Source organism: Ideonella paludis (genome assembly GCF_018069865.1).
Classification (GTDB): Bacteria; Pseudomonadota; Gammaproteobacteria; order Burkholderiales; family Burkholderiaceae_C; genus Ideonella; species Ideonella paludis.
Window position 1 is genome coordinate 261,140 of the sequence record NZ_JAGQDG010000007.1, and the last position, 11,828, is coordinate 272,967.

The window sequence follows — 11,828 nt, forward strand, 5'->3', positions numbered from 1 at the left end:
CTTGCATTCGTAATGCGGCGTCACATGCCAACCCTATGAATAGCAACGTTCAAGTTCAGTGGGAGCCAACGCCGTCCCCTTCAGCGAAGGGTTCAACATCAAGCTCTTGCCCGTGAGCTTGGAAGGTTGGGCAGATGACGGCAGCGCCCGAACAGTACAGGACGAGGAGGCAAAGTTCTCTGCGCAGCGCTTCTGTACTGCGCACAACCGGCACAGACATTTGGTCAGTATCGCGCTCTGAACGAAGGCTCCAGGAATCGGTCCGGCGAAGCAATCCTTCCAGCGCGCTCAGGAACTGCTCTGGCGTTGGCCACGCATAAGGACGACTTATGTCGAGCTTCGGCAGCAGATCCACAAGGACACCGCTAGTGCCAAGCTGTTCAACAGCCATGCCGATCAAAGTTCCTTCGAAGTAGCAGAGTGTTTCGTCCGATAGTCCAAACGGGGTGGCATAGGGCCTCAACTCAAAACCAACCGGTTGCTGCACCAAGCTGATCCAAAAGGAGTCCGGCGAGCGGCAGAAGAGCGTGGCTTCCATTGATGTTGAACTTGTTTGTGTGGAGAAAATGCCTGTCGCCCGAAACGTCCTGTTGCCAGCAAAGGGCCGATTTCAGCACGCCTAAGTGCTTGTCGATTTTGGCGCACTGCGGATTGATCGGTTTTCTGAACGGTATCGACAAACCGGCATTTTGGCGCAAGGGTGCGCAGCACTACAGCGGTCCAGGGTCCAAGTCTTGACATACTTTGAATGGCGACGTTCTCTGCTCAGGAACCGTAGTTTGGGTCAAGTCATCGAAGCGTCGCGACCCACACCGCCACGCCGGCATCACGCCAAGCATGCAGTCCACCAACGTCGGACTTGCGCTGGCACAGGCCGTGGCTCGGGGCGATTTTGAGGTGCCGAGGCGCGCAGGGGAAGGGCGTGGCGCGTGTATTCACGCGCTTCAAGAACATACTCGCCGTCACTGTTTGACCATAGCGAGCCGAAGGTGAGCGGAGGGAGTTTGACGGCGCACGCCCTGGACCGAGCACCGAGGGAAGTCGGCGCCAGCCGACCACCGGCACATGAGCCCCGGGCCACGGCCTGTGCCAGCGCACACGCCCACCTTCGCAAGCCAAGCCCCAAGCCCCAAGCCCCAAGCCCCAAGCCCCAAGCCCCAAGCCCCAAGCCCCAAGCCCCAAGCCCCAAGCCCCAAGCCCCAAGCCCCAAGCCCAAAGCCCAAAGCCCAAAGCCTCCCACACACTTGCTGATCGGTCCCATTTGAGGCTAAACTCCGTCTCAAACTGGACGAAAGACGCGCCATGGCTTCGACCCCCGCTCGTGCCCTCAAAACCGCAGCCCGCACCGTGCCCGCCCGCAGCCGCAGCAAAGCGGCAGCCGCTGCGGCGCCCCAGGCCACGCATGCGCCCATGGCGGCGCGCGAGCCCCTGCCGCGCTTCTCGCTGGACGACCGCTCGGTGGCCGGCACGCAGATTTTGGTCTACCACCCTACCAAAGGCGTGGACGACTTTGTGCAGCAACTGGCGGTGGCCACTCCGCTGCAACTGGTGGCCACGGAGCGCCATGGCGTGGCGGGGGGCTTGCTCAAAGATCTCTCGCGGCGCATGGAGATACCGGCGGCGCGCATGTTCACCATCTTGGGTGTGCCCAAGGCCACGGCCGAAAAAAAGTCTGCGGCGGGCGATGTAGTCAGCGGCAGCGGCGGGCAGGCGGCTTTGGGCATGGCGCGGCTGCTGGGCATGGCGCAAGAAATGTTGGCGCAATCCACCGCGCCCGAGGCCGAAGGCTTTGACTCGGCCAAATGGCTGGGCCAGTGGCTGGAGCGGCCGCAGCCCGCCTTGGGTGGGCGCAAGCCGGCCGACCTGCTGGACACGCCCACGGGCTTGAAGGTGGTCACCCGCCTGCTTGGGGCCATCCACAGCGGGGCTTACCAGTGAAGCTCTGGCGCATTGCCGCCGAAACCCGCCAATACCCCGCACACGACCTCTCCGGCAAGGGCGCGGCCATCAGCCCGGGCCGCTGGAACGAAGAGCAGCAAGCCGTGGTGTATGCGGCGCCCACCATCGCCATGGCGGTGCTGGAAACGGCTGCTCACCTGGACCCAGGCGGCTGGCCGTTGAACCGATTCTTGGTGTGTATCAAAGTGCCTGACGAGGTGTGGGAGCGGCGCGAAGAGCTGCCCGCCGAACACCTGCCGCCCGCCTGGGCGGCCATCCCGGCGGGCTTGTCCAGCGTGACGGTGGGGGCGCAATGGCTGGCCTCCCGCAGCAGCGCGATTTTGCTGGTGCCCTCGGTCATCGTGCCCGAGGAATGGGTGGCCTTGATCAACCCCGCGCATGCGGATGCAGCCCGCATCAAGGCCAGCGTGCAACGGCCCGTCACTTACCAGCAGTTGTTCCGCGCTATTTAGCGGGGGCAGACGGGCTGCGCTTCTTTGGCGCGCCCTTGGCCGCAGGCTTACCGGGCGCTTTGAAATCCCACCAGGGCAGCGCGCGGGTCAGCGAGAGCACGTCGCCGCTGTCAGCCCGCTCATAGCCGGGCAGTTCTTCGAGCACATGGGCCCAGGTGGGCGCGTGCAAGACCTCGCAGAGCTTTTGCACAGCTGGGTGTTCTAACGCATCTTTGAGGCAGACCAAGAAATAGTCTTCCTCCATCAGCGGCACAAAGTCCAGGCCAAAGGCCTTGGCAGCGGCTTCCAGGCCCAAGCCCACGTCGCCCACGCCGGCGGCGAGTGCGGCGGCCACGGCCATGTGGCTGTCTTCGGTGGGGCCGAAGTAGTTGTTGATCAGGTGTGGCGCCACATTGGCTTGGGCCAGCAGGTGGTCGGTCAGCAGCCGCGTGCCCGAGCCGGGCTGGCGGTTGATGAAGCGGGCGTCGTGGTGGGCCAAGTCAGGCAGGTTGCGCAGCTTCAGCGGGTTGCCTTTGGCCACCATCAGGCCTTGGGTGCGGCGGGTGCAGCCGATGAGCTTGTGCTTGCCGGGTTGCAGCAGGGGCTTCAGGCCTTGGGCAAAAACATTGCTGCTGTTCTCCAGCGGCGGCACATGAAAGCCGGCCACCACGCAGCGGCCTTCGGCCAGCGCCCGCAGGGCGTCCATGCTGCCCGCAAACTTCAGGTCGATGTGCAGGCGGTGCTCGGTGCTGGCACGCTCGCGCAGGCCGGGCAGGGCCAGGTCGTGGCTGGCGTAAATGGTCAAAACCTGCTGGCTGCCGTCCAGGGCTTCGGCCAGCACGCGCTCTAGCTCGGCGCGCAGGGCTTCAATGTGCGGGGTCAGCCGCGCCCGGGCGCGGGTTTCGGCCCACAGCAGGCGCTCGGCAAAAGGCGTTAAGCGGGCGGGCTGGCCTTGGGTCCAGGTCACCAGCGGCTGGCCCATTACCTCTTGCCAATGCTTTAGCGCGCCCCAGACATGGCGGTAAGACGCGCCCAGCGCCACGGCGGCATGCTGGATGGAGCCATGCTGGCGCACGGCCGAGAGCAAGTCGAACAAGGGGTTTTGGACGTCGGCGCCCCGCTGACCTTCGGGCTGGAAGGTGTATTGCAGATGAACGCCGCGAGAGGGTGAGCCGGGAGCAGACATGCCGTGATTGTGCCCGCAGCAAGGCCTGTGCTGGCAGCGGGTATGCTCCCGCCTTCATTCGTGGCCCCTCCTTTCATCGCAAGCTGTTTCCCATGAGCACTCCCGAACCCAAACTCACCTCGCTCTCCCATGGTGGCGGCTGCGGCTGCAAGATTGCGCCGGGCGTGCTCAGCGACATCTTGCGGGGCACCGCAGGCATGGCCTTGCCGCCCGAGTTGCTGGTGGGCATAGAAACTGCGGACGATGCGGCGGTCTACAAGCTCAACGACGAGCAGGCGTTGATCGCCACCACCGACTTCTTCATGCCCATCGTCGACGATGCCTTCGACTTTGGCCGCATCGCCGCCACCAATGCCATCAGCGATGTTTACGCCATGGGCGGCACGCCCATCATGGCCTTGGCGCTGGTGGGCATGCCCATCAACGTGCTGTCCACCGCCACCATTGGCCGCATCTTGGACGGCGGCGCATCGGTCTGCAAGGCGGCGGGTATTCCCATTGCCGGCGGCCACACCATCGACTCGGTCGAGCCCATTTATGGCCTGGTGGCCTTGGGGCTGGTGCACCCCAGCCGCATCAAGCGCAATGCCGACGCCCAGGTGGGTGATGTGCTGGTGCTGGGCAAGGCGCTGGGCGTGGGCGTCCTGTCGGCCGCGCTCAAGAAGGGCAAGCTGGACGACGCCGGCTATGCCCAGATGATCGCCACCACCACGCGGCTCAACACCCCTGGCCCGGCCCTGGCCGCCTTGCCTGGTGTGCATGCACTGACGGACGTGACCGGCTTTGGCCTGGCAGGCCATGCGCTGGAGATGGCGCGTGGCAGCGGCCACACCGTGCGTCTGGATTGGGCCCAAGTGCCCTTGCTAGCGGGTGTGCGGGCTTTGGCGGAGCAAGGTTGCGTGACCGGGGCCTCGGGCCGCAACTGGGCTGGCTATGGCCCTGACGTGGCCTTGGGTGCTGACTTCACCGACCTGGACCGCGCTTTGCTGACCGACCCGCAAACCAGCGGCGGCCTGCTGGTGGCTTGTGCGCCCGACGCGGTGGACACCGTGCTGGCCACCTTCAAGGCCCAAGGCTTTGACGCAGCGGCGGTGGTGGGTGAGGTGGTGGCCAAGGGCTCCCACGCGCTCCAAGTGGTCTGAGGGCGTGAGGCCCATGCGCTTTAGCCGCCGACACAGTCTGCTCGCTCTGGCGGGCGTGTTGGCAAGCCCCAGTTGGGCCACACCCACCCGTCAGGCGTGGCCGCGTGGTCAGGCCACCCCCCCGCTGCGTTTGCCCGGCCTGGACGGCCAGATGCTGGACCTCACCAGCCTGAAGGGCCGCCCCGTGCTGCTGAACTTCTGGGCCACCTGGTGTGATGCCTGCCGCGCCGAGATGCCTTCGCTGCAATTGTTGGACACCCAGCATGAACGCGACGGGCTGGTGACCTGGGCGGTGAATTTCAAAGAGTCTGTGGGCGTGATCCAGCGCTTTCAGGCGCAGACAGATTTCGACCTGACCGTGCTGCGCGATGCCAGCGGGCAGGCCAGCAAGAGTTGGGGTGTGCGCGCCTTTCCGACCAGCATCCTCATTGGGCGAGACGGGCAAGCCCGCTGGCGCATCGAGGGCGAGGTGGATTGGCAGCAGCCGCCCGCACGACAATGGATACAAGAGTTGATTAAGGACACCCGATGACCCACCCCACCCTGACCCGCCGCCACACTTTGCAAGCCCTGGCCGCCGCCACCGCCGTGGGCCTGCAGCCCAGTTGGGCCCAGGCGCCCCAGCGCCGCTTTGAACCAACCCCTGGGGCATGGCGTCGTTTTGAGCTGAGCACCGAGGTGCAAGTGCCCGAGGTGCGTGGTCACACGCGGCTGTGGCTGCCCATCCCCGATGTCGAGTCCGACTATCAACGCGTTGAAGGCCACCGCTGGAGTGGCAATGCCCAGCGCGTGCAGGTGGTGGCCGATGCGCCGCGTGGCGTGCGCATGCTGATGGCCGAGTTCACGCCCGAGGCTGGGCTACCGCGCCTGACGCTGACCAGCACGCTGCAAACCCGCAGTCGCGCCGTGAACTGGCAGGAGAAGCGCCGGGTGAGCGAAGACCCCGCCCTGCTGCGGGCGGCACTCCAGCCCACCGCATTGCTGCCGCTGGACGGCATCGTCCGCAAGACGGCGCAGGAAGCCACCCGGGGTGCCCGCACCGACTTGGACAAGGTTCGTGGCATCTACCAATGGGTGGTCACCCATGCTCACCGCGAGCCCAAGACCCGAGGCTGCGGCACCGGCGACATCAAAGCCATGCTGGAGACCGGAAACCTGGGCGGCAAGTGTGCCGACCTGAACGCGGTGTTTGTGGGCCTGTGCCGCGCTGTGGGCGTGCCGGCGCGCGACGTCTACGGCCTGCGCTTGGCACCGTCTGCCTTCGGCTACAAAGAGCTGGGGGCCGGCTCGGCCAAGCTGCAAGGGGCGCAGCACTGCCGTGCTGAAGTCTTCTTGGCTCAGTACGGCTGGGTGGCGATGGACCCGGCCGATGTGCTCAAGGTGATGCGCCAAGAAACTCCCGAGTGGATCAAGGACCCGGCCCACCCGGTGGTGGCCCCCGTCATGGCCGGCTTGTTTGGCGGCTGGGAGGGCAACTGGGTGGCCTGGAACACGGCTCATGATGTGCGCTTGCCCGGCTCTAAAGAAGACACCCCGCTGGGCTTCCTGATGTACCCCAATGGCGAGAACGACCTGGGGCGCTTTGATGAGCTGTCGCCAGACAGCTTCCGATATGCAATCCAGGCCCGAGAGTTGAGCGCGGCCTGAAGAGCCTGGGCACCGGCCCGCTTCACGGGCCGCAATTGACGTGGATCCGCGGCACTTATCCACGCATTGCCCTTCCAGGAGGCAGCGCACCATCCCGTCGTGAAAGCTTGCTACGTCAGCCCGCAGGGGTATGGCTTGGCAAGCTGGCACAGCTAGGCTGCCTCAACTCACTGGAAGGGATTCTCATGAACCGCATCATCTCGCTGCTGGCTGGTGCCAGCCTGATCGCCCTGGGCTCGCTGGCTACGGCCGCTGATGGCGGTGCAACGCCAGAGCAGGCCACCGACATGGTCAAGAAGGGCGTGGCCTTCATCAAGGCCAATGGCAAAGAAAAGGGCTATGCCGAGATCACCAGCAAGACCAGCCAGTTCAAGTTCCAAGACCTGTACCTCGTGGTCTATGGCCTGGACGGCACCGTGCATGCTCATGGCGCCAACGAAAAAATGGTCGGCCGCAACCTGATCGATCTGAAGGATGTGGACGGCAAGGCCTTTGTGCGCGAGCGCGTTGAAATGGCCAAGTCCAAGAACACCTTCTGGCAGGACTACAAGTTCACCAACCCCGAGAACAAAAAGATCGAGCCCAAGACCATGTACTGCGAAAAGCTGGACGACACCGTGGTGTGTGGTGGCATCTACAAATGATCGACAGGTTGAAGGCTTGAACTCACTGCCGTGCAAATTCGCCCGTTTCGCCGGGCGTACTGAGGGATCAACCCGATGAAACTCGCCACCAAGCTCTTGCTGGCGCCCATGATGGCCGTGGGTGTGGTGCTGCTTGCAGCCAGTATCAATACCGTTCTGATGACTCGTCAGGCCGACCATGCTCAGGCCGAATTCAAAGGCCATATTGGCATCTTCAAGGCATTGACGGCACAGCAGGAGGAATTGGGCGAGGTCCATGCGCGCAATTACCGTACGGTGGCCTTGGTGGCGTCGCTGGATGAAGCGCAGGTCAAGGCAGCCCGTGAGGCGCTGGCCAAGCAGATGCAGACGCTCAAGGACGCATTGGCCGTGCTGTCTAAAGATGAACAAGCCACTGACGAGTTGCGCAAGCTCTTGGCCTCGGCCACGCCAGTGATTGATCTCTATCGCAAGCAGGCCGACGACGCGATTGACATGGCGTCTGTAGACCCCAACACCGGCGTCGCCGCTATGCAGAGCGCTGACGCGAGCTTTGCACGCCTGGCCAAAGGGGTCGAGGCCGCCGTGACCCAGATCGAAAGGGACTCCGCCGCAGAAGCAGCGGCCATGACGGCGCAAAGCCACCGCACCACGGCCATCGTCGCGGCGCTGGCCTTGATGGCCACCGCCGCAGCCGTGGCGTTTGCCGTGGTGTCTCAGCGCCGCAGCATTGCGGAGCTGCACAGGGCGCGCCAGCTCGCCTCTGCGGTGGCCGACGGCGACTTGACCCAGCGCATCGAGACCCAGTCTAACGATGAGATTGGGGAGCTGATCACCACCCTGGCTCAGATGCAAGACAAGCTGCGCGCCTTGGTCACCGAGATCCGTGTCAGTGCCGACAGCATTCAGACAGCCAGCGCTGAAGTGGCCACGGGTAACCAAGATTTGAGCGGACGCACTGAGGTCACCGCCAGCAGCTTGCAGCAAACGGCGTCCAGCATGGAGCAGCTCACGGGCACCGTGGCGCAAAGCGCGGATGCGGCCTCGCAGGCCAACCAGTTGGCGTCCAGTGCCTCAGATGTGGCCGTGCGTGGCAACGATGTGGTGGGCCAAGTGGTCCACACCATGAACGATATTCACAGCGCCAGTGCCAAGATCGCGGACATCATTGGCGTGATCGACGGCATCGCCTTCCAAACCAATATCCTCGCGCTGAATGCAGCGGTGGAGGCCGCCCGTGCGGGCGAGCAAGGCCGAGGCTTTGCGGTGGTGGCGGGTGAGGTGCGCAGCCTCGCGCAGCGCAGCGCTGAGGCCGCCAAAGAGATCAAGGGCCTGATTGGCGCCAGCGTTGAGAGGGTGCAGTCCGGCAGCCAGTTGGTCAGTGATGCCGGTGACACCATGCAGGAAGTCGTGACCAGCGTGAAGCGTGTCAGCGACATCATTGGCGAGATCAGCCTGGCCACGCGAGAGCAACGCCAGGGCATCAGTCAGGTCAATCAAACCGTGACCCAGCTCGACCAAATGACGCAGCAGAACGCGGCGTTGGTGGAGCAAAGCGCGGCGGCGGCCGAGTCCCTCAAAGACCAGGCGCAGCGCTTGGCGACGGTGGTGGGGACCTTCCGCTTGCAGTAAGCCACTGCGGCCGCTCACCCGGCCGCCAGCGGTTGAGCAGCGGCACCAAGGGGCTGGCCAGCAGCAGCATCACGATCAGCCCGTGCGGCTTGTAGAGCACGAACTGCCACACGAAGGCCGCCAGTGCGACCAGCACCGCATAGGCCACGCGCAGGCTGCGCGTGCGCGGCGTGGTCATCGGGTCAGAGATCATGAAAAAGGCAAACAACAGCAAGCTGCCCGTGCTGAACTGATGCCACCAAATCGAGAGTGCCAAGCTGGCCTCGGTCTCCAGCCACACGAGCCGTGCGGCCAGCAGGCCCCCCCAGGCCAGTAAAAAGCTCACAGAGATATCGAGCCGCCCGACGCAGCGGGTGACCCAAGCACCCAGCGCGACAAACCACAGCGCGAGCAGCGTCTCTGAGCCCCATTGCCCCGGAGACAACCATGCACCCGGCACGACGGCCCAGGCCAAAAAGGCCGCCAGGTTGGCGGGGTTGAAGACATGGCTGCGCTGCTCGCCCGTGCCCGCCCGCACCACAAATTTGCTGCTGCAGGCCACGCAGGCCAGCAGCGGGTGGACCCAGACCGACTCCGCCCGCACCAAGACGCTGATGCCAATGGCCGTGATGACCGCGCTGAGATAAGGCCCCACGCCACGCGCTGGCAGGCCCAAGCGCCGCAGCCAGAAGGCCTGCGTCAAGAGGCTGGCGCTGAGCGCACCCAGCACCTGCAAGCCGGTGAGCGCAAAGTCTTTGGCCAGGGCACCGAAGGCTAAAAAGCAGCCCACAAAGGCGATCTGGAACCAGCGCGGGTCTAGGCGCGTCATGGCAGCTTCAGCCCGGAGTTTGGCCGTTGGTCACCACTGCTGTTGCGGCTGACGGGCGGGGCGCAAAGAGGCGCTCCCACCAGGTGGCGGCCACTGGCTTACCGGAGCCGCTGCTGTTGGCAGTGGGCGGCTTGCCTTCACCCCGTCCGAGCTTGTCAATGTCGGCCAGCGACCAGCCGGTCAGCTTGGCCAGGGTCAGGCTTTCTTGCTTGATGCGGGCCGGCACTTGTTCTTCGTAGTAGCGGCGGGCCGACTCCAAGGTGCTGCGCTTGCTGGCGTTGCAAGACTCGGCACACTCCTGGGCCAGTTGCGCTTCAGACTTGCCCGCATAGGCCTGCGGGTTGCCTTCCCAGCGCGGGTTGCGCGCGGGCTTGGCCAAGGTGGCCGGGTCCAGCGCCTTCAGGCGGTCCAACACCCGCTCGACCTTGGGCTTGCACAGGGCCTCGCACTCTTGCTTGCCCATCTCCGCCGCGCATTGGGCTTGTGAGCCGGCATAGGGGTTGTGCACCACGTAGCGGGTTTGGAAGTTCTGGCGGTCCTTGGTCTGGGTAAAGGCCAGGTCGTCGGGGAAGGTGGCGGGCGTGTAGCGCACATGCAGGCGGGTCAGCATCACCGGCTGGGCACCGCCACCGGGCGGCAGCACCATGGGTGGCAAGCGGCTGGGGGCGGGCACTTGCAAGCGCTTGAAGGCCTCATCGGCCTGGCCGTCGAGCCAGAACACGCCGGCTTGGCGCAGCTCTTCCGGCGACAGCGGGTTGGCCGCGCAAGGGTCGCACCAAGACATGTCCCAGAAGTACTCGGTGAAGGCCACGCGGTAGTCCTCGCGCTGGGCCGAGGTGTCGAACAAGGCCTTGTAAAAGTCCTTGAAATGCGGCTTGATGAAGTGCGGCAGGTTCTCGTTGGCCGCCAGCTTGACGGTGCGGTAATTGCTGCTCTCGACCCGGCCTTCGCGCGTCAGCGCATAGACGATCAGGTCTTGCGGCTTGTTCGGTGAGGCGTTCAGCATCCCCAAACGCATGGGCAGCATGAACTTCTCGCTCTCGAAGGCGAACTGCAGCGGCCGCAAGTGGCTGTAACCCAGCTTGGCCTGCTCCTTCAGGTTGACCTTGGCCACAAAAAACTTCATGCCTTGGTTGATGTAGGGCTTGAGCGCCGCCGACGCGCCCCGAGGAATGCGGTAGCCGTTCTCGCGCAGCCAAATCTCCAGCCCGTCCGACTGCTTGGCTGAGAGGCTCACGATGTCGTATTCCTCCAGGGTGTACTTGGCTTCGACCGTCACACCCAGGGCTTTGTTGCGGGCCAAGGTGCCTGCCCGGTCGGCCATCATCGGGGCTGCGGCCATGGCCACCGGCACGGGCGGGCGTGGGTAGAGGTCCTCGCTCCAGTCCATGCGGAACTGGCAGGGGTTCTGGTCGTGGTATTCGGCGAGGCGGGGGCTGGAGTAGGCATCCAGGCGCTCGAACATCACCTTCTCAGCCACCCGCACCTGGCCTTGTTTGAGGGTGACCGGCGTGGGGACGATCAGCGCAAACTCTTTGAGCGGGCCGGAGTAGTCGTTGAGCATGGACAGCACGGTGCGCTGGCCGTCCCGCACCAACACGACTTGGCTGGCTTCGTTGAACAAACTGGCATCGGCCTTGCCGGCGTAAAAGCCGCAAAAGGCATGGGCAGGTGCGGCGGCCACGCTGCACAAAGCGGCAGCCAAAGCGCCGAGCGCGGCGCGGGGCAGAGCAAGCATGGGTTCTCCTCCATCGGTCGGGGTTCTGTGTCGAACGTCTGGAGTGTGCATCAGGTGCACGGCGCTTTGTTGACGCTGTGTAAAGCGTCTGCCGAAGCACCTAACCGCCACCTCGCTGCATATACAAGTCGAAGTAGCGCATAAAGGCTTGGCGCTCGGCCTCGTTCACGCCGTCAAACCGATAGCTCACCATCAGGTGCGGAAAGCGCGCCAAGCCCAGGGCGCGTGGGGGCAGAACCTCCCACTGCAGGTGGAGATGGCCTTGGCCGATGCTGACGGTGGCGCTGTGCTCGGTGGGCAGGCAGAGCGCATGGTCGCGGCAGGCGCCGGGCAGCCAGCGCAGCCAGTCGGCGGGGGTGCCGCCGGTGTCGCGGCTGAAGGATTCAGGGACGGAGGACAAGCGCCTCATCCACCCGCAATGGGCGGCCAGACGGCCAGTGCATCGCCTTCTTTCAGCGTGCGGCTGGCACGCTCTTCCGGGGGCACGTAGCTGCCATTGACGAGCACCAAATGCACCAGCTTGGGCGGAATGCTGAAAGACTCGATGATGCTGAGGACGGTGGCCTCGGGGGCCACCTCCAGTGCCATCTGGTTGCTGTTGCGTTTATCGACCGGCAGGTACTCGGTCAGCGTGGCAAAGAGCTTGAAGGTGATGTGCATGA

At 64.7% G+C, this 11,828-nt stretch carries 13 protein-coding genes; 7 read left to right on the plus strand and 6 right to left on the minus strand.

What is annotated here, in order from left to right; translation table 11 throughout:
* Window positions 1-55: 55 nt before the first annotated feature.
* The gene (locus KAK11_RS18180; RefSeq protein ID WP_210810744.1) at window positions 56-538 is read right to left on the minus strand and encodes a hypothetical protein; all 483 of its coding nucleotides are present in this window, start codon (window positions 536-538) and stop codon (window positions 56-58) included.
* Between the two features lie 764 nt (window positions 539-1,302).
* Here KAK11_RS18180 and KAK11_RS21935 point away from each other — a divergent pair.
* Window positions 1,303-1,938 carry an antitoxin Xre/MbcA/ParS toxin-binding domain-containing protein gene (locus tag KAK11_RS21935; RefSeq protein WP_246499126.1) on the plus strand — a complete coding sequence of 212 codons (636 nt, stop codon included), beginning with the start codon at window positions 1,303-1,305 and terminating at the stop codon, window positions 1,936-1,938.
* Window positions 1,935-2,411 (plus strand): RES family NAD+ phosphorylase, encoded by a 477-nt coding sequence (locus KAK11_RS18185; protein ID WP_310737830.1) that lies wholly within the window; start codon window positions 1,935-1,937, stop codon window positions 2,409-2,411. The genes KAK11_RS21935 and KAK11_RS18185 overlap by 4 nt, the downstream gene beginning before the upstream one ends.
* Here KAK11_RS18185 and KAK11_RS18190 read toward each other — a convergent pair.
* On the minus strand, window positions 2,404-3,576 hold the full coding sequence (locus KAK11_RS18190; protein ID WP_210810747.1) for a substrate-binding domain-containing protein: 1,173 nt from the start codon (window positions 3,574-3,576) through the stop codon (window positions 2,404-2,406). The two genes, KAK11_RS18185 and KAK11_RS18190, sit on opposite strands and share 8 nt — an antisense overlap.
* A 92-nt stretch (window positions 3,577-3,668) precedes the next feature.
* Here KAK11_RS18190 and selD point away from each other — a divergent pair, with 92 nt between their 5' ends.
* From selD to KAK11_RS22250, 5 genes are all read left to right on the plus strand, one after another.
* On the plus strand, window positions 3,669-4,718 hold the full coding sequence (selD, locus tag KAK11_RS18195; protein ID WP_210810748.1) for a selenide, water dikinase SelD: 1,050 nt from the start codon (window positions 3,669-3,671) through the stop codon (window positions 4,716-4,718).
* Window positions 4,719-4,776: 58 nt separating this feature from the next.
* A complete protein-coding gene (locus KAK11_RS18200; RefSeq protein ID WP_210810750.1) occupies window positions 4,777-5,250 on the plus strand; it encodes a TlpA family protein disulfide reductase in 474 nt (157 codons plus the stop codon).
* A complete protein-coding gene (locus KAK11_RS18205; RefSeq protein ID WP_210810751.1) occupies window positions 5,247-6,365 on the plus strand; it encodes a transglutaminase-like domain-containing protein in 1,119 nt (372 codons plus the stop codon). Before KAK11_RS18200 ends, KAK11_RS18205 begins: the two co-directional genes overlap by 4 nt.
* 185 nt (window positions 6,366-6,550) lie before the next feature.
* A complete protein-coding gene (locus KAK11_RS18210; RefSeq protein WP_210810753.1) occupies window positions 6,551-7,009 on the plus strand; it encodes a cache domain-containing protein in 459 nt (152 codons plus the stop codon).
* A gap of 75 nt (window positions 7,010-7,084) precedes the next feature.
* Window positions 7,085-8,620, plus strand: coding sequence for a methyl-accepting chemotaxis protein (locus KAK11_RS22250; RefSeq protein WP_210810754.1), 1,536 nt, complete (start codon window positions 7,085-7,087; stop codon window positions 8,618-8,620).
* Here the strand turns inward: KAK11_RS22250 and KAK11_RS18220 are convergent.
* The 4 genes from KAK11_RS18220 to thiS form a co-directional block, all read right to left on the minus strand.
* Complete coding sequence (locus KAK11_RS18220; RefSeq protein WP_210810755.1) at window positions 8,565-9,428, minus strand: RnfABCDGE type electron transport complex subunit D; 864 nt, start codon at window positions 9,426-9,428, stop codon at window positions 8,565-8,567. The genes KAK11_RS22250 and KAK11_RS18220 overlap by 56 nt on opposite strands.
* Window positions 9,429-9,435: 7 nt before the next feature.
* The gene (locus tag KAK11_RS18225) at window positions 9,436-11,166 is read right to left on the minus strand and encodes a DUF2330 domain-containing protein (RefSeq protein WP_210810756.1); all 1,731 of its coding nucleotides are present in this window, start codon (window positions 11,164-11,166) and stop codon (window positions 9,436-9,438) included.
* Between the two features lie 100 nt (window positions 11,167-11,266).
* Window positions 11,267-11,566 carry a hypothetical protein gene (locus KAK11_RS18230; RefSeq protein ID WP_246499127.1) on the minus strand — a complete coding sequence of 100 codons (300 nt, stop codon included), beginning with the start codon at window positions 11,564-11,566 and terminating at the stop codon, window positions 11,267-11,269.
* A gap of 5 nt (window positions 11,567-11,571) precedes the next feature.
* Window positions 11,572-11,826, minus strand: a complete 255-nt coding sequence (gene thiS / locus KAK11_RS18235) for a sulfur carrier protein ThiS (RefSeq protein ID WP_210810761.1) — start codon at window positions 11,824-11,826, stop codon at window positions 11,572-11,574.
* Window positions 11,827-11,828: the final 2 nt, after the last annotated feature.